We start from the raw sequence: 17381 nt of genomic DNA, 5'->3' as shown, positions 1-17381 counted from the left end.
AGTGCCGACATTCGGACACGGCCTCAGCCGCGCGCGGCTGAGGCCGTGTCCGAATGTCGGCACTGACCCCGGTTTTTTGCTAGCCGCGCAGTCCCTGGACTGCGAAGCTGGCGATGGCGCGCAGGGTGGCGATGCTGGCGCCGGCCTTGGCGCTGATCTTCATGCCCGACAGCGTGGCGGCGACAAACGCGGTGGCCTGGGCGATGTCGGTATCGGCCGCAATTTCGCCCTTGGCGGCGGCTTCGCGCAGCAGCGCTTCCACCGCCTGATTGAGCCGCTTGCCGCTGGCGTCGCGCAGCGCGTTGACTTCCGCGTCGCCGGTGCCGAATTCGGAAATGGCGTTGACGCCCATGCAGCCCTTGGCGTTGTCGCGCTTGGGACGACCGGCGAAGGCTTGCAGCATATTGTCGATGGCGCCGAGGGCGGTGTCGCCTTTCAAATTGCGCAGCAGGTCGGTCACGCTGTCCTGGCTGTACTGCGCCAGCGCTTCCAGGTACAGCGTGCGCTTGTCGCCGAAGGTGTCGTACAGGCTTTGGCGGCCGATCTGCATCGCTTCCAGCAGGTCGCTGGTGGAGGTGGCGGCGTAGCCTTTTTGCCAGAACACTTCCTGTGCCTTGTTCAATGCGTCGACGCGGTCGAATTCTCTTTGCCTTGCCACTGCTGTTCCTTGGTTAGTTCGCGTCGTGGAAGATGATGCCCAGCGTATGGCGCTTCCCTTTCCGCAGCCGGCTCACGCCATGCCGCAGGTTGACGCGGTAGATGCCACGCGTGCCCTGCACGGGACGGTGGTTGACGGCGAAGATTACCATGTCGCCGCGTTTCAGCGGTACGACTTCGACGCGCGACTGCATGCGTGGGCGCTGCTCGGTCAGCACGAATTCGCCGCCGTCGAAGTCCTTGCCCGGTTGGCTGAGCAGCACCGCGGCCTGCAACGGGAACACGTGTTCGCCGTAGAGATCCTGGTGCAGGCAGTTGTAGTCGCCTTGCGCGTATTGCAGCAGCAGCGGCGTCGGACGCTGCTGGCCGGCGGCGTGGCAGCGGGCCAGGAAGTCGGTGTGCTCGGCCGGGAAGCGGTCCGGCAGGTCCATCAGCTCGTGCCAGCGGTTGGCGATGTGCGCCAGCGGGCCATACAGCGCGTTGCGCAGCGCCGAGATGGTCGATGGCAGCGGATAGCGGAAATACTGGTATTCGCCGCTGCCGAAGCCGTGCTGCGACATCACCACGCGGCTGCGGAACAGCTGCGGCTGCGCGTATTGCGCGGCCATGGCGGCGCACTCCTCGGCCGTCAGCATGCCGGGCAAGATGGCGTAGCCGTGCGCATTCAGTTCGTCGCCGATGGCCTGCCAGTCCAGTCCTGCCACGTGCACGGCGATGCCCGCCGCCGCCCCCACGGCCCGCCGCGCGGCCGCCTGCGCTTGCGCGTCGGGAGCGGTCAGGCTGGCGGCGGCGGGCGGCTTGTCAGCCGCCTCGACACCAGCGGAAGGAGTGGCACGCGGCGTCGCCACCGGCGGTGCCTTGCGCGGCTTGCGTTCCGCGGCGGCGTCGCCGAAATCCAGTTCTCCGTTACTCACTGACCGCCTCTCTGTTCAATAATTCCGCCTTGCGGTCCACGCCCCAGCGGTAGCCGGAGATCGAACCGTCGTTGCGCACCACGCGGTGACACGGTATCGCCACCGCGATGGCGTTGGCGGCGCACGCGCTGGCCACGGCACGCGCGCCGCGCGGCACGCCGGCCAGCTCCGCCAGCTCGGCATAGCTGACCCGGCGCCCAGGCGGGATCGCCCGCAGTACCTGCCACACGCGCTGCTGGAACGCCGTGCCGCGCACATCGAGCGGCAGATCCAGTCCCGCCGACGGCTGCTCGACCATGCCCACCACGCGCGACACCACCTGCTCGTATTCCGGCTCGGCGCCGATCAGCTCCGCCTTGGGGAAGCGGTCCTGCAGATCGCGCACCAGGAAATCCGGATCGTCGTCGATCAGGATAGCGCAGATGCCCTGCGCCGTGCTGGCCACCAGGATCGGCCCCAGCGAACATTCGGCGATCGCGAAGCGGATCTGCTCCCCGCTGCCGCCGGCGCGGAAGGTCGACGGCTTCATGCCCAGCACCGCCGGCGACTGCGCATAAAACCGCCCGCTGGAATTGAAGCCGGCCGCATACATCGCCTCGGTCACGCTGGCCTGCCCGGCCAGGCCGGCCTGCACCCGCCGCGCCCGCGCCGCGTTGGCGTAAGCCTTCGGCGTAATCCCGGTCACCGCCTTGAACATGCGGTGGAAGTAGAAGCGGCTGACGCCGACCGCCGCCGCCAGTTGGTCCAGATCCGGCGCCTCCTCCGCCTCGTCGATCAGGCGGCAGGCCTGGGCGACGATGGCGGCCTGGCGCTCGGCCAGCGGCGGCTGGTCCGGCTTGCAGCGCAGGCAGGGACGGAAGCCGGCCCGCTCGGCCGCCTCGCGGCTGTCGTGGAAGGCCACGTTCTTGCGCAACGCAGGACGCGCCGCGCACGATGGCCGGCAATACACACCGGTGCTGCTGACCGAGTACCAGAATGCGCCGTCGGCGCCGGCATCGCGCTGCTGTACAGCGTTCCAGCGCGCTGCATCGCTACCGTAATTGTCCATTTCTGACTCCGTAATTGGTGGAATGACGCCATCCTACCCAGCACAAAAAACCGCGGCACTCCGCCTCTTGCTTTTGAATTGTACAAGGATGCGATGCTAGAATGACACCTCACCAGGAGACAGCCGTTTGGACGATCAAGTTACGCAAGACAGCACGCCTATTTTCCAGCGCATCAAGGACTATCTGCTGGCCGAAATCGCCGCCGGCACCTGGAAGGAAGGCGACGTGATCCCGTCCGAGCAGGCGCTGGTCAAGCAGTTCGGCGTCTCGCGCATGACCGTCAACCGCGCCGTGCGCGAACTCACCGCCGAGCAGGTGCTCACGCGCCGCCAGGGGTCCGGCACCTATGTGGCCCAGCAAAAGTACCAGGCCACGCTGCTGGAGATCAAATCCATCGCCGACGAGGTGCGCGCGCGCGGCCACGCCCACCGCAGCAGCCTGCAGCAGCTGGAGCGGGTGCGCGCCAACGACCTGATGGCCAAGCAGTTCGACCTGCCGCCCGGCCACCAGCTGTTCCACTCGGTGATCGTGCACTTTGAAAACGGCGTGCCGATCCAGGTCGAGGACCGCTGGGTCAACCCGCAATGCGCGCCCGACTACATGGAGCAGGACTTCGCCCACATCACGCCCAACGAATACCTGATGCAGGCGGCGCCGCTGCAAGGCGCCACCTACAGCATCGAGGCGCTGGCGGCGCCGCGCGACGTCGCCGACATGCTGGCCATCGACACCCGCCAGGCCTGCCTGGTGCTCAAGCGCCAGACCCATTCCGGCGGCATGATCGCCTCGCTGGTGACGATGTGGCATCCGGGCCACCGCTACCAGTTCGCCGGCAGCTTCAACCAGTAGAAGCACTGGCTGGCAAGTTAAAAGCCAGGCGGCACCGCGCTTTCTCACCGATTGTCACGAAAATCGCGCAAAAGTGTTAAATTTGGGCCGTTTTCCAGCCCCGGGACGACGCAATCGTTTTCTTACCACGGCGTGGTCTACGGCCCGGGCTTCGATGCTATAGTTTCCACAGGTACAGCACGCCGCGTCCACCGAAAGGGATCACTTGTTTCACAGCCGTCCGCGCTTGCGCCAGCCACGCTGGCTCCGTCTGTCGCACTGGATAGCGACGGGCGCGCTGACGGCATGCGCGTTCGCGCCGGCGGCGACGGCGGCGGAAAAAGTCGCCATCCAGCTCAAGTGGCTGCACCAGTTCCAGTTCGCCGGCTACTACGCGGCCCAGGACCAGGGCTATTACCGCGACGCCGGCCTCGATGTCACGCTGCTGGAGGCGCGCACCGGCCACGATCCGCTGCAAACCGTCACCCAGGGCCACGCCCAGTACGGCGTTGGCAACACCTCGCTGCTGCTGGCGCGCGGCATCGGCCAGCCGGTGGTGGTGCTGGCCTCGATCTTCCAGCATTCCGGCGCCGCCCTGCTGCGCCGCGTCGAGGCCGACGGCCAGCCGCGCCCGTGGCAAGGCGCGCGCCTGATGATCGCGCCCAACAACGAAGAACTGACGGTGTTCCTGAAAAAACAGGGCGTGCACATGAACCAGCTGTACCAGGTGCCGCACAGCTACAACTACGATGACCTGGCCGAAGGCCGGGTCGACGCCATGTCGGTCTACGTCACCGAAGCGCCCTATGTGCTGGACCGGCTCAACCTGCGCTACGAGCTGCTGTCGCCCGGCGCCCACGGCCTGGATTTCTACGGCGATGTGCTGTACACCACGGAAAGCGAATTGCGCGAGCACCCGGCGCGCGCGCAGGCGCTGCGCGAGGCCACGCTGCGCGGCTGGCGCTACGCCATGCAGCATCCGGCCCAGATCGCCGACCTGATACGCGCCCGCTATCCCGAGCGCCACAGCCGCGAACACCTGATGTTCGAGGCGCAGGCCATCGCCACGCTGCTGGAGCAGCCGCTGGTGGAACTCGGCTACAACAACCCGGAGCGCTGGCGCGCCATCGCCCGCGCCTACAGCGCGCAGGGCATGCTGCCGGCCAACTTCAGCATCGACGGCTTCCTGTACCAGCCGCCGGACGGCAATCCGCTGCTGCGCTACGGCGGCGCCATCCTCGGCGCGCTGCTGTTGCTGACGTCGATATGGCTGGCGTGGCGCCTGCGCCTGCAGGCCCGCGCGCTGCGCCTGGCGCGCGCCGAACTGGGCAGCGCCGAACGCATGGCCAGCTTCGCGCTGGAAGGTTCGGGCGAAGGCACCTGGGAATGGCGGCTCGACAGCGGCACGCTGGCGTTCTCGCCCAGCTACTGCCGCATGCTGGGTTACCGCCCCGAGGAATTCCATCCGACGCTGGACCAGTGGCTCGACTATGTGCACCCGGACGACCGCCGCAACATCGAGCACGGCATCGCGCTGCACCTGGCCAGCACCACCGAGGCCACCGGCCATATCCGCAGCGAGCACCGCCTGCGCACCCGCGACGGCGGCTGGAAATGGGTGCTGGCGCGCGGCGCCATCCTGCAGCGCGACGCCCACGGCCGGCCGCTGCGCGCCGCCGGCACCATGGTCGACATCGGCGAACGGGCGCTGGCCGAGGAGGCGCGCATGTGGGCGGTGGTGGACGCCACGCCGGGCGCGCTGCTGGTGGCCGACAAGGGCGGCCAGGTGCGCCACGCCAATCCGGCCTGCGCCCACAGCTTCGGCTACGAAGGCAATATGGCCGGGCGGCAGGTGGAACAGCTGGCGCCGGAAGCGATGCGCGCCAACGGCCGCGTGCGCGAACTGTTCGTGCGGCCCAACCTGCCGGGCCGCGTGCTGTGCGCGCTGCGCGCCGACGGCAGCAGCTTCCCGGCCATGGTGCACATGACGCCGGTGGAGATGGCCGGCCAGCAGCTGGTCATCATGGCGCTGCGCGACATGACCCAGCGCCAGCGCGCCGAGGAAGCGTTGCAGGCCAGCTCGGCGCGCTACCGCCAGATCGTGCAGACCGCCGCCGAAGGCATCTGGATGACCAACGCCGACGACCGCACCACCTTCGTCAATCCGACGCTGGCGCAGATGCTGGACTACGACGCCGAACACATGATGGGCCGCGCCATGACCGACTTCATGGACGACACCGGCCGCGCGCTGCTCAAGCAGCACCTGCAGCAGCGTCTGTCGGGCGAAGCTTCCCAGGGCGACGTCTGCTTCCTGCGCAGCGACGGCAGCACCGTCTGGTGCCTGCTGTCGACTACCGTGATGAACGCCGACTCCGGCCACTACGCCGGCACGCTGGCGATGCTGACCGATATCACCGCGCGCCGCCAGGCCGAGGAAGCGCTGCACGACTCCAGCCAGCGCCTGGCCTCGATCTTCAACGCCGTCACCAACGGCCTGGTAATGGTGGATGGCCAAGGCGTCGTCATCGAACGCAACGCCGCCGCCGCGCGCATGCTGGCGCACACGGCGGAACTGAGCGTCGGCGGCCTGTGGGCCGGCGTGCGCGAGGACGGCTCGCCGTTCGACGCCGGCAGCCATCCGGTGCGGCAGGCGCTGGCGCTGGGCATGTCGGTGCGCGACGTGGTGATGGGCCTGGCGCAGCCGGACGGCGCGCGCTGCTGGCTGTCGGTCAACGCCGAGCCGATTCCCGACGACAGCGGCGCCATCCACCTGGTGGTGGCCAGCCTGACCGAGATCACCGACCGCAAGCGCGGCGAGGATGCGCTGCGCGAACTGAACGAACACCTGGAGGAACGGGTGGCGATCCGCACCGGCGAGCTCGATCACGCGCGCCGCGTGGCCGAGGAAGCCAGCCAGACCAAGGGCCAGTTCCTGGCCAATATGAGCCACGAGATCCGCACGCCGATGAACGGCGTGATCGGCATGGCCTACCTGGCGCTGAAGACCGAACTCGATCCGCGCCAGCGCGACTACCTGGAAAAGATCCGCTTCGCCGGCGAGCACCTGCTGGGCATCATCGACGACATCCTCGACATCTCCAAGATCGAAGCGGGCAAGCTGGAAATCGAGCAGGTCGACTTCGCGCTCGACCACGTCATACAAACGCTGAACACGGTGGTGGCGCCGAAGGCCGCCAGCCGCGAACTGGAACTGGTGTACGACCTCGATCCCACCCTGCCCAAGGTGCTGCGCGGCGATCCGCTGCGGCTCGGCCAGGTGCTGATCAACTACGCCAACAACGCCATCAAGTTCAGCGAGAAGGGCCGCATCGAGGTGCGGGTGCGCCAGGTGGTCGGCGACGCCCACGGCTGCCTGCTGCGCTTCGAGGTGAGCGACTGCGGCATCGGCCTGTCGGAAGGCGAAATCGACAAGCTGTTCCAGCAATTCCAGCAGGCCGACACCTCCACCACGCGCGAGTATGGCGGCACCGGCCTGGGTCTGGCGATCTGCAAGCAGCTGGCGCAGCTGATGGGCGGCGAGGTCGGCGTGCGCAGCCGCCCCGGCCACGGCAGCACCTTCTGGTTCACCGCGCGCCTGGGCATCAGCGACGCCTCGGTGCCGGCGCTGATCGACCGCGTCAAGGACGCCGCCGCCGAGCTGCTGGCGTCCTCGCGCAGCGCCGCCGTCATGGCGGCGCTGAAGAACGCCCGCATCCTGCTGGTGGAGGACAACACCTTCAACCAGCAGATCGCGCTGGAGATGCTGGAGGAAGTGGGATCGTCGGTGTGCCTGGCCGCCAACGGCATGGAGGCGCTGGAGCTGCTGCGCCAGACCGCCTTCGACTGCGTGCTGATGGACGTGCAGATGCCGCTGATGGACGGCCTGGAAGCGACGCGCCGCATCCGCGCCGACCCGCGCCTGGCCGAACTGCGGGTGCTGGCGATGACCGCCACCGCCACCAGCGAGGACCGGGTGCGCTGCATCGAGGCCGGCATGGACGACTTCATCTCCAAGCCGATCCAGCCGGCGCTGATGTACCAGACCATCGCCAACTGGCTGCCCGAACGCGAGGACGGCGCCGCGCCGGCGGCGCCGCCGGCCTGGCCGCCGCGTCCCGCCTTCAAACCGACCTTGGGCGGCGACCCGGCCGTGATCGACCTGTCGATCCTGGCCAAGCTGCTCGGCTACCATCCGCACAAGGTGCGCAAATTCGCCTTCAAGTTCCTGCAGAATGCCCAGGACGGCCTGACCCAGATGGAGGCGGCGCTGCGGCGCGGCGACCTGACCGCGCTGCGCGACCTCGGTCACAAGCTCAAATCGCCGGCGCGCACCGTCGGCGCGCTGGGCATGGGCGACATGATGCTGGAACTGGAACAACTGCCGGCCGACGCCAGCGACGCCGACAACCAGCAGCACGCCCGCCAGCTGCTGCAAAAACTGTGGCCGCTGCTGGAACAGATCACCGAGCAGATCATGACCAACACCACCTTCGCCGACGACAACTGAACAGAATTGCGCGGCTTTTGACAAACAACCGCACATTTTTGAAAAATGGGTTATTATTTACGCCATCCCTGCCTGCCGACCTTGTTGCTATCCCCTCCGAGACATTGAAATCGCGCGAATGGCACCCAACTGCTGCCCATGGCAGCGTTTGAGGCCCGTCCCCAGGCGTTATTACTTACATCTACCTCGATTGAGGAAATTATGAGCGAAAATATCAAACACATTACCGATGCATCCTTTGAAGCCGACGTGCTCAAGTCCGACCGCCCTGTACTGGTCGACTTCTGGGCCGAATGGTGCGGCCCATGCAAGAGCATCGCCCCGATCCTGGAAGAAGTCGCCAAAGAATACGAAGGCAAGATTCAGATCGCCAAGCTGGACGTCGATTCGAACCAGGCTGTTCCAGCCAAATTCGGCATCCGTGGCATTCCGACCCTGATCCTGTTCAAGAACGGCGTCGCCGCCGCTCAAAAGGTTGGCGCAATGGCAAAAGGCCAGCTGACCTCTTTCATCGACAGCAATATCTAAGTAAGATATCGTTACGTTGCACCAGCGGCGCCGCGCCCGCGGCCGCCGCTGAATAATACGAGACACCCACGTAGTCCCCTCCCCTACCTTTACTTTCCCGTCACGGGATACTCAAACCATATGCATCTATCTGAATTGAAGGCCTTACACGTTTCGGCGTTGTTGGAAATGGCCATCGGACTGGATATCGACAATGCGGCGCGTCTGCGCAAGCAAGAGTTGATGTTCGCCATCCTGAAAAAACGCGCCAAATCGGGCGAGCAGATCTTCGGCGATGGCGCCCTGGAAGTGCTGCCGGACGGCTTCGGCTTCCTGCGCTCGCCGGACGCCAGCTACATGGCGTCCACCGACGACATCTACATCTCGCCGTCGCAGATCCGCCGCTTCAACCTGCACACCGGCGACTCGATCGAAGGCGAAGTGCGCACCCCGAAAGACGGCGAACGCTATTTCGCGCTGGTCAAGGTCGACAAGGTCAACGGCGAATCGCCGGAAGCCTCGAAACACCGCATATTGTTTGAGAATCTGACGCCGCTGCATCCAAACGAGCCGCTGCGCCTGGAACGCGACATCAATGGCACGGAAAACATCACCGGCCGCATCATCGACCTGATCGCGCCGATCGGCAAAGGCCAGCGCGGCCTGCTGGTGGCGTCGCCGAAGTCCGGCAAATCGGTCATGCTGCAACACATCGCCCACGCGATCACCTCGAACCACCCGGACGTCACCCTGATCGTGCTGCTGATCGACGAACGTCCAGAGGAAGTGACCGAGATGCAACGCTCGGTGCGCGGCGAAGTGGTCGCCTCGACCTTCGACGAACCGGCCACCCGCCACGTGCAGGTCGCCGAGATGGTGCTGGAAAAAGCCAAGCGCCTGGTCGAAATGAAAAAAGACGTGGTCATCCTGCTGGATTCGATCACCCGCCTGGCGCGCGCCTACAACACCGTGATCCCGGCCTCCGGCAAGGTGCTGACCGGCGGTGTCGACGCCAACGCGCTGCAACGTCCGAAACGCTTCTTCGGCGCCGCCCGTAACATCGAGGAAGGCGGCTCGCTGACCATCATCGCCACCGCGCTGATCGAAACCGGTTCGCGCATGGACGACGTGATCTACGAGGAATTCAAGGGTACCGGCAATATGGAGGTGCACCTGGAGCGCCGCCTGGCCGAGAAACGCGTCTACCCGTCGATCAACCTGAACAAATCGGGCACCCGCCGCGAGGAACTGCTGATCAAGCCGGACCAGCTGCAGAAGATCTGGATTCTGCGCAAGCTGCTGTACTCGATGGACGAGATCGAGGCGATGGAGTTCATCCTCGACAAGATGCGCGCCACGAAGAACAACACCGAGTTCTTCGACATGATGAGGCGAGGCGGCTAAAGCCGCATGCCTCTGGGGAGCTTGGCCCTGCAGGGCCAAGCCGCTCCGCAGGCGCGCGGCGGTGCCGCACGAAATCCCTGCTCCGCCGCCGCGGCGGGCGCATCATAACAAACAGGCAACTTCGGTTGCCTGTTTTCGTTTACGCCGGTATAATCCCCGATCGCATTATTCAACCAGGCAAGTGAGCGGCAATCGGGTCACGAGGCATGACAGACCGACGAAGTGCTGTTTGGCTACCAAACTTACTGAGGCTACACATGAAAGCAGATACCCATCCAGATTACCGTGAAGTTGTCTTCCACGACCTGTCGTGCGATTTCAAATTCATCACCCGTTCGACCATCGGCACCCGCGAAAAAATCGAGTTCAACGGTAAAGAATACCCGTTGGTCAAGATCGAGGTGTCGGCTGAATCGCACCCGTTCTACACCGGCAAACACAAAATCGTCGACACCGCTGGCCGCGTTGAGAAATTCCGCCAGAAGTTCGGTTCGGTCGGTTCGAAAACCGCTGTCGCAGCTGGCTAATCTTTGCCACTTCGATAAAAAAAGCAGCCTCTGGCTGCTTTTTTTGTTTGATACCGTCATACTCCGGTTCTACTCTTAAAACACACTGATCGATGAAGCCAGTCCGTCTTCCCGCCGCCGCTACTTTGGCATTGCCGCGCTGGGCGCTGTTCGCCCTCGGCCTGCTGTACATCCTGCCTGGCCTGATCGGCCGCGACCCGTGGAAGAACGACGACGCCGCCAGCTTCGGCATCATGTGGACCATGGCGCACGGCACCTGGCAGGACTGGCTGTGGCCGAACATTTCCGGCCTGTCGTGGCCGGACGAAGGCCCGCTGGCCTTCTGGCTCGGCGCGCTGGGCATCAAGCTGACCGGCTGGCTGCTGGGCGACGTGCTGGGCGCCCGCGTCGGCACCGTGCTGGCGTTCCTGCTGGGCGCGCTGTCGCTGTGGTACGCCACCTTCAACCTGGGCCGCCGCCAGGACGCGCAGCCGCTGCGCCTGGCCTTTGGCGGCCAGCCCGAACCGGACGACTTCGGCCGCACGCTGGCCGACGCCGCCCTGCTGATCTACCTTGGCTGCCTGGGCCTGCTGCTGCACAGCCACGAAACCACGCCGGAAGCGCTGCAGGTGTCGCTGACCGCGCTGCTGCTGTACCGCACCGTGCGCTACGTGGAAAAACCATCGCTGCGCAACGCCGCCCTGAGCGGCCTGGCGGTCGGCCTGCTGACGCTGACGCGCGGCTGGCTGACGCCGGTGTGCCTGATGCTGTCGCTGTTTGCCTGCACCCGCTTCCTGGCGCAGCCGGCCATCCGCGCCGTGCGCGACCTCGGCGCCACCCTGGCGGTCGGCGGCGCGGTCGTCGCGCTGTGGCTGCTGCCGGCGCAGCTGCTGGAACCCTACCACCAGCAGCCGCTGAACGCCTGGATGGGCTGGAACTGGCTGCAGCTGGACTGGCCAAGCTGGGCCTCGGTCAAATTCTTCTTCCGCGTCGGCCTCTGGTTCTTCTGGCCGGCCTGGCCGTTCGCCGCCTGGGCGGTGTGGGCCTGGCGCCGCCAGCGCGGCGTGCTGCACATCGTGGTGCCGCTGGCCTTTGTCGTGGTCGGCCTGCTGCTGACGCTGTGCCATCCGCAGCCTGAACAAGGCCAGCTGCTGGTGCTGCTGCCGCCGCTGGCGGTGATGGCCGCCTTCGGCCTGCTGACCGTCAAGCGCGGCGCCATCAACGCCATCGACTGGTTCTCGGTGATGGCGCTGACCATGTGCGCCGCCGTCATCTGGCTGTTCTGGATCGCCACGCTGACCGGCTGGCCGGAAAAGGCCGCGCGCAACGCCCTCAAGCTGGTGCCGGGCTTCACGCCGGAACTGGGCTGGATCGCCTTCATCGTGGCGCTGGCCGCCACGCTGGGCTGGTTTGTGCTGGTGTACTGGCGCATCTCGCGCCAGCCGGCCGTGCTGTGGCGCGCCGTGGTGCTGTCCTCGGGCGGCCTGATCCTGATCTGGATCCTGCTGATGACCCTGTTCCTGCCGGACTTCAACTACGGCAAGAGCTACGCCAGCGTCGCGCAGCAGATCGCCGCCAAGCTGCCGCCGGGCACGCACTGCATCGAATCGAATATCGGCGCGGCCCAGCGCGCCTCGTTCGCGTATTACGCGCGCCTGCCGTTCGCCGGCGTGGAAACCGACCGCTGCGACCTGCTGCTGTTGCAAGATAGCACCAAGCTGCGCGACGACCGCGAAATCGTGCCGCAGTACCGCGGCAAGCAGTGGGTGCTGCTGTGGGAAGGCCGCCGCGCGGCCGACCGCGACGAACGCTTCCGCCTGTACCGCCGCGCCAACTAAGCCGGGGCCGGAGGGCGGCCGATACAAACCTGTATTGCCGCCCGGCTTGCATGCTGCTATGCTTTTTGGCAGAAAGCGGCCAGCCCATGCGATTGACTATCCTGACATTATTTCTGCTGGCGACTGGTGGCGCCGCGTGCGCGGCGCCACTGCTGATCACCACCGAGCATTCGCCGCCGTCCAGCATGCGCGACGCCGACGGCGTCATCATCGGCCGCGCCACCGACAAGGTGCGCGAAATCATGGCGCGCAGCGGCACCGACTACCGCATCGATCAACTGCCGTGGAAACGCGCCTACATGACGGCGCAGACGCAGGAACAGACCTGCGTGTACTCGACCTCGCGCACGCCGGAGCGCGAACCGCTGTTCAAATGGGTCGGCCCCACCGACGAAGCCGAATGGCAGTTCTGGGGCCGCGCCGACCACAGCTTCCCGCTCAACACGATCGACGATGCGCGCAAGCTGCGCATCGGCACCGCCATCGGCGACGCCCGCGACGACTACCTGCGCAGCCGCGGCTTCAACGTCGACGCCGTCAGCAACGACCTGATCAATCCGCAAAAGCTGCTGCTCAACCGCATCGACTTATGGGCGGTGGCGGTGCGCAATGGCGGAACCGGTCCGGGACCGTATGACTGGTCGGACAAGGTGGTGCCGCTGATGGTGTTCCATCGCGTGAAAGTGTACCTGGCGTGCAACCTGGCCGTGCCGAACGACCTGATCGACATGCTGAACGCCGCCCTGGCCGACATGCGGCGCGACGGCACCCTGGCGAAGATCGACCGCAAATACGAGCACTGGGGCAAAAGCCCCTAGGCCTAGCGGCGCGCCATCATGACTTTGCTGGCCGGCGTGGTGCTGGCCCAGCGCATCTTCTGGAAGTCGCTGATGGCCAGGCCTTCGCCATCCTCATGGAAATCGAAACGCGTGCCGTCCTCGGTGACGAAGCTGGTTTTCGAGGTGGCGTAGATGCGCACCGGACGGCCCGCGTCCAGCTTCGCATACAGCCGGTTCTGCTCATTGTCGAAGGAGATTTTCTGGCCGTTCTCCAGCTTGTAGGTATTGCGATACGGGCTGAATTCGTCAGGCTGCATCTGGTACTGGGGGGCGCGCGCGGCGTTGACGCTGACGCTCGCATCTTGGGCATGCACGGCAGGCAGGGAAGTCAGGGCAAGCGCGGCCACAACGCCAAGCAGGATCGTTTTCATGGTGTACTCCATCAGGTTGTAGGAACTGCGGGGAGCCACCGCTGCACTTTGTATTTTCAGCGGGGACATGAGCAGATTAACAAACCATGCGGCAAACATCCGGCGTATGCGACGGGCGGCAAAAGCGCGCGCCTCAAACGTCAAAAATCGGGGATAAACCGCAGGCCGGGCGGCACTGTTGCGCGCCGCAACTTTTTATGCGCCGCCATGATACAAACGGCCCCAACAGGGCTATAGTTGCGCATTGAATGAGTTGCCCTACGGCAGCAAATTGACAACTCCACCGGCTGCGCCTCCAGTCTGCGCACCGGCCTTGGCGGCCCCGGCTGCTGCGCCCCATCCTCGCGCCCAGCCCCGGCATCATGATCGTGATGATGCATTATGTTCACTCTTTACAAACTTCAAACCGCGCTGCGTAAAACCACTGTCCGTGCCGCCCTGCTGGTGCTGACGCTCTCGCTGGCCATCCTGCTGGGCTTGCGCGCCGAGGTGCCGCAGGACGCCAGCCCGATCCTGCGCACGCAGGACATCGCCCAGATCACGGCGCTGCCGGCCAAGCGCGCGCAGCTGGACTACCTGCTGATCGCCGCGCCGCAGTCGGAGGCGCCGCGCTACATCTTCAAGCTCAAGGACGACGCCCGGCTGTACGTGGTCAAGGTGCCCGGCACCACCCACCTGAGCCTGGAGCGTGAAGTCCTGCTGCGCAACAATATCCCGTATGCCATCGCCCGCGACGACTACCTGGCCTCGCACAAGGCGGTGATGCAGGACGACGAAGTGAGCACGCTGGCGCGCGTCGCCGCCTTCCTGGTGCGCCACGCGGTCGACATCCTGCTGGTGGGCCTGGTGCTGTTCGTGCTGCGCAACGGCCTGCCCGGCATGGGCGTGAGCGCCACCGTGCTGACGCCGGACCAGCTGGGCGGCAGCATGGACGACCTGATCGGCATGGAAGACATCAAGCAGGAAGTGCTGCACCTGGAAGACATGATCCGCAACCGCGCGCTGTACAAGGAACACGACATCGACAAGCCGTTCAACGTCATGCTGACGGGCCCGGCCGGCACCGGCAAGACCAAGCTGGCCGGCTACCTGGCCAAGCGCCTCGACGTGCCGCTGATCACCGCCTCGGCCTCGGCGCTGGAGTCGGGCTACATCGGCGGCGGCTCCAAGGCGCTGCACGCGCTGCACAAGAAAGCCTGCGCGCGCGGCAGCTGCATCATCTTCCTCGACGAAGCCCAGGGCCTGTTCATGCCGCGCGGCCGCGGCGAAAAGAAATGGGAAGACGACACCGCCAACACCCTGCTGGGCCTGCTTGACGGCGTGCGCAGCGACAAGGGCGCCGGCGTCATCTGGGTGGTCGCCTCCAACTTCGACGACGCCTCGACGCGCATGGACGAAGCCATGCTGCGCCGCTTCTCGGTCAAGATCAACTTCCGCCTGCCGAACAAGACCGAGCGCCGCGAACTGCTGCGCTCCTTCCTGTCGCGCAAGGCCGACGGCTGCGTCGACTGGCAGGATCTGAATCTCGACCACGTGGCGGAAATCACCGCCAACCTCAGCCCGGCGGTCCTGCAAACGGTGGTCGAGCGCGCCAGCATGCTGTCGATCCAGGAACATCAGGTCATCAACACCGACCTGATGTTCCGCGCCTTCGAGCGCGCCACCATCGGCCTGACCGACCGCGCCACCACCGCCGAAAAGACCCGCCAGCGCGAACGCGTCGCGCTGCACGAACTCGGCCACTTCTTCATGCAGATCGACCCGTGGCTGCGCGCAGGCCTGCCGCTGGCCGAAGTGAAGGAACGCTCGCCGATGCTGAAGATCTCGACCGAGTCGGTGTCCAAGCTGAACGCGCTGGGCTATGTGCTGTCGGCCTCGGACGACGTGGCCTTGCGCACGCTGGAAGAGCTGGAACGCGACGTCATCCAGCTGTATGGCGGCGTGGCGGCGGAAGAACTGTTCTACGGCCCGCGCGGTATCTCCGTCGGCAGCCAGAACGACATCGAAAAAGCCACCTCGATGCTGGACCTGATGGTCAACAAACTGTCGATGTACTCGCGCTCGAAGATCGACCACAGCCAGTTCAAGGACCAGGAGGCCGATCTGGGCCAGGTGGAAGCCAAGGCCGACGAACTCTACAGCTACACCCTGACCGCCATCGCCGACTACCACGACCAGATCAGCGAGCTGAAGGGCGTGCTGATGGACCAGTACGTGTTGTCGAAGGATGCGATTTTCGCGCTGCTGGAGCAACAGCAACAGGCGCAGCTTAAAAAAGCGGCATAAGGCAAGCTTGCTTGTTAAAAGATAAAAATCCGGGGGCAGGGTTGCGGCAGGGTGTCAAATGAGTGATAATGCGGGTCGCATTGCTACACACCTGCCTCGGTGGTGGAATTGGTAGACGCAGCGGACTCAAAATCCGCCGCCGCAAGGCGTGCCGGTTCGATTCCGGCCCGGGGCACCAGAACATCTGGCATTATCAAGTTTCAGTTCAATTCAAAACCCGTACACAATTCGTGTGTTACGGGTTTTTTTGTGCAGGATGCAAATATGCCCAGTTCATTTATTGCCATTTATTCATCATATGAATTAGTCAATTGTCCCGCGCCGTCTACTTTAGGCTAAATTGATATTTCTAAAGTAATTGCTAAGCAATAGTGAGATTTTGAGAGTTTTAGTTACGAAAGAATGCTTATAATCAATTAAATTGCTCTTGTTGTCTACGTTGGCAGCTCGTCGGTTCAGTTGACATAGTTCGAAGCGCATCGAGAAGAATCGGACTATCATAATAAAAAGGAAGTCTTTGAAAAGTAGCGAACTTGAAATTGCTAAGATCCGGGACGGGGGAGACAGGTTCCGCCAAAAAGTGGATTTAGCTAAATATGTTATAGCTTGCGCAACTGGGTTGGGTGCGTTATGGCTGATTTTCGAAGGATTGGCTAAAATTGTTGCTAGGCAAGATGCTGATGGCATAAGTGCCCTTGCAAAAGTCATTGAAGCAGTTCATATAGGATCAATCCTCGGCTACATTTTTGGGGCAGGGGCGGCGATAGCTTGGCGCAAAGAGCGCTTAAGTAAGAAACGTGCTATTCGAGAGAAAAGTCGTTATCAAAAGATGGTTGAGGGCGGCGACAAGAATCGATCAAGTAGTGGCTTGAACGAGAGTGGCGACGATCCTGAGGAGGAGTGATATGGCTGAGTTATTTTTGACCGGAATTGGAATTATTTCCATAATGGCAACTTGGAAATTTATTTGGCTACCTACGGTGTTGGATAGCACCAGAGACACACTCTTTGATCTCAGAGATAGGCAATTACGTCGATACTTTTTATCTAAAAAGATCGGCCTTGAGCATCCAGTGTACATCGCGCTAAGAGGATTGCTTAATGGTCACTTGCGGAATACCACCTCGCTGTCGCTCTCGCAGTGTGCCTATATGCAAACGCATATCCAGAAACATCCAGCGTTAGCTGAACAACGAATTGCTGAGATCAATGAACAATTCAAAGTAGATGATCCAGACTTGCAGAAATTCGTAGATGAAATCCGTTTTAAGAGCTCGGTAGCCATGCTTACTCATATGGTCGACTCGTCACCCATCAGCATAGTAATAGCGAATTTTTATCTTTTCATAACTATTGCTCGTCACATCCCTAGAAGGGCGATCTTTGTAACAAAGCCAGCAGTGAAAGCTCGTTCTTTTATGGAAGTCAGAGCAATGGCCTAAGTCAGTTGACTTTGCCTCGCGCTTTTTTAAAGTCTGCGATATCCCTCTTCATTTCAATCGGTCCGTACGTCGGTGCGGCCGCGTGTGAATACAGAGGCGAGTCAAGGTAGATTACCCAGTCCGCCGCTGTATCAGCTATGCGAATTAAGGGCGGAAGAATCTGTTCCGCATATTTGAGCGCACGCAGCGGTGCGGCCATGGGAATGTCGTCTTCTCATTTCTCCATTGGT

Annotated in this window: 14 protein-coding genes and 1 tRNA gene; 11 read left to right on the top strand and 4 right to left on the bottom strand. The window is 63.7% G+C overall.

Annotated elements, in window-relative coordinates; translation table 11 throughout:
* Positions 1 to 79: 79 nt before the first annotated feature.
* The 3 genes from GJ695_RS26765 to ada form a co-directional block, all read right to left on the bottom strand.
* Positions 80 to 658 (bottom strand): TetR/AcrR family transcriptional regulator, encoded by a 579-nt coding sequence (locus GJ695_RS26765; protein ID WP_166455133.1) that lies wholly within the window; start codon positions 656 to 658, stop codon positions 80 to 82.
* A gap of 13 nt (positions 659 to 671) precedes the next feature.
* Positions 672 to 1373 carry a 2OG-Fe(II) oxygenase gene (locus tag GJ695_RS26760; RefSeq protein WP_371866610.1) on the bottom strand — a complete coding sequence of 234 codons (702 nt, stop codon included), beginning with the start codon at positions 1371 to 1373 and terminating at the stop codon, positions 672 to 674.
* A gap of 190 nt (positions 1374 to 1563) precedes the next feature.
* A complete protein-coding gene (gene ada / locus GJ695_RS26755; protein WP_154370162.1) occupies positions 1564 to 2619 on the bottom strand; it encodes a bifunctional DNA-binding transcriptional regulator/O6-methylguanine-DNA methyltransferase Ada in 1056 nt (351 codons plus the stop codon).
* 127 nt (positions 2620 to 2746) lie between these two features.
* Between ada and hutC the strand changes: the two genes are divergently transcribed.
* The 7 genes from hutC (at position 2747) to GJ695_RS26720 (ending at position 13031) form a co-directional block, all read left to right on the top strand.
* Positions 2747 to 3469, top strand: a complete 723-nt coding sequence (gene hutC, locus GJ695_RS26750; RefSeq protein ID WP_154360974.1) for a histidine utilization transcriptional repressor HutC — start codon at positions 2747 to 2749, stop codon at positions 3467 to 3469.
* Positions 3470 to 3695: 226 nt separating this feature from the next.
* Positions 3696 to 7958, top strand: a complete 4263-nt coding sequence (locus GJ695_RS26745) for a PAS domain S-box protein (RefSeq protein WP_229260429.1) — start codon at positions 3696 to 3698, stop codon at positions 7956 to 7958.
* 201 nt (positions 7959 to 8159) lie between these two features.
* Entirely contained in the window at positions 8160 to 8486 is a 327-nt protein-coding gene (trxA, locus tag GJ695_RS26740) for a thioredoxin TrxA (protein WP_154360972.1), read from the top strand.
* 120 nt (positions 8487 to 8606) lie between these two features.
* The gene (gene rho, locus GJ695_RS26735) at positions 8607 to 9869 is read left to right on the top strand and encodes a transcription termination factor Rho (RefSeq protein ID WP_110845290.1); all 1263 of its coding nucleotides are present in this window, start codon (positions 8607 to 8609) and stop codon (positions 9867 to 9869) included.
* 257 nt (positions 9870 to 10126) lie between these two features.
* The gene (locus GJ695_RS26730; RefSeq protein WP_154360970.1) at positions 10127 to 10396 is read left to right on the top strand and encodes a type B 50S ribosomal protein L31; all 270 of its coding nucleotides are present in this window, start codon (positions 10127 to 10129) and stop codon (positions 10394 to 10396) included.
* A 92-nt stretch (positions 10397 to 10488) separates the two neighbouring features.
* The gene (locus GJ695_RS26725) at positions 10489 to 12213 is read left to right on the top strand and encodes an ArnT family glycosyltransferase (RefSeq protein ID WP_154370160.1); all 1725 of its coding nucleotides are present in this window, start codon (positions 10489 to 10491) and stop codon (positions 12211 to 12213) included.
* A gap of 86 nt (positions 12214 to 12299) precedes the next feature.
* Complete coding sequence (locus GJ695_RS26720) at positions 12300 to 13031, top strand: substrate-binding periplasmic protein (RefSeq protein ID WP_154370159.1); 732 nt, start codon at positions 12300 to 12302, stop codon at positions 13029 to 13031.
* Between the two features lie 2 nt (positions 13032 to 13033).
* Here GJ695_RS26720 and GJ695_RS26715 read toward each other — a convergent pair whose 3' ends face one another.
* Positions 13034 to 13423, bottom strand: coding sequence for a gel scht (locus GJ695_RS26715; RefSeq protein WP_154370158.1), 390 nt, complete (start codon positions 13421 to 13423; stop codon positions 13034 to 13036).
* 381 nt (positions 13424 to 13804) lie between these two features.
* On the opposite strand from GJ695_RS26715, the gene GJ695_RS26710 reads away from it, so the two are divergent.
* The 4 genes from GJ695_RS26710 (at position 13805) to GJ695_RS26695 (ending at position 17151) form a co-directional block, all read left to right on the top strand.
* Positions 13805 to 15709 (top strand): AAA family ATPase, encoded by a 1905-nt coding sequence (locus GJ695_RS26710; RefSeq protein WP_154370157.1) that lies wholly within the window; start codon positions 13805 to 13807, stop codon positions 15707 to 15709.
* A 93-nt stretch (positions 15710 to 15802) separates the two neighbouring features.
* Positions 15803 to 15887 (top strand) — tRNA-Leu (locus tag GJ695_RS26705).
* A gap of 339 nt (positions 15888 to 16226) precedes the next feature.
* Positions 16227 to 16613: a hypothetical protein gene (locus GJ695_RS26700; protein ID WP_154370156.1), complete on the top strand. Its 387-nt coding sequence runs from the start codon at positions 16227 to 16229 to the stop codon at positions 16611 to 16613.
* A 1-nt stretch (position 16614) separates the two neighbouring features.
* Complete coding sequence (locus tag GJ695_RS26695; protein WP_154370155.1) at positions 16615 to 17151, top strand: hypothetical protein; 537 nt, start codon at positions 16615 to 16617, stop codon at positions 17149 to 17151.
* Positions 17152 to 17381 lie beyond the last annotated feature (230 nt).

Origin of the sequence: Duganella alba, assembly GCF_009674495.1 — a bacterium.
Classification (GTDB): domain Bacteria; phylum Pseudomonadota; class Gammaproteobacteria; order Burkholderiales; family Burkholderiaceae_D; genus Rugamonas; species Rugamonas alba.
This window is presented reverse-complemented; position numbering and strand designations above follow the sequence as displayed.

Bases quoted from the DNA above. Each gene is read 5' to 3' on its own strand.
- ada (WP_154370162.1), bottom strand. From the start codon at position 2,619: ATGGACAATTACGGTAGCGATGCAGCGCGCTGGAACGCTGTACAGCAG.
- trxA (WP_154360972.1), top strand. From the start codon at position 8,160: ATGAGCGAAAATATCAAACACATTACCGATGCATCCTTTGAAGCCGAC.
- rho (WP_110845290.1), top strand. From the start codon at position 8,607: ATGCATCTATCTGAATTGAAGGCCTTACACGTTTCGGCGTTGTTGGAA.
- GJ695_RS26730 (WP_154360970.1), top strand. From the start codon at position 10,127: ATGAAAGCAGATACCCATCCAGATTACCGTGAAGTTGTCTTCCACGAC.
- GJ695_RS26725 (WP_154370160.1), top strand. From the start codon at position 10,489: ATGAAGCCAGTCCGTCTTCCCGCCGCCGCTACTTTGGCATTGCCGCGC.
- GJ695_RS26720 (WP_154370159.1), top strand. From the start codon at position 12,300: ATGCGATTGACTATCCTGACATTATTTCTGCTGGCGACTGGTGGCGCC.
- GJ695_RS26715 (WP_154370158.1), bottom strand. From the start codon at position 13,423: ATGAAAACGATCCTGCTTGGCGTTGTGGCCGCGCTTGCCCTGACTTCC.
- GJ695_RS26710 (WP_154370157.1), top strand. From the start codon at position 13,805: ATGTTCACTCTTTACAAACTTCAAACCGCGCTGCGTAAAACCACTGTC.
- GJ695_RS26695 (WP_154370155.1), top strand. From the start codon at position 16,615: ATGGCTGAGTTATTTTTGACCGGAATTGGAATTATTTCCATAATGGCA.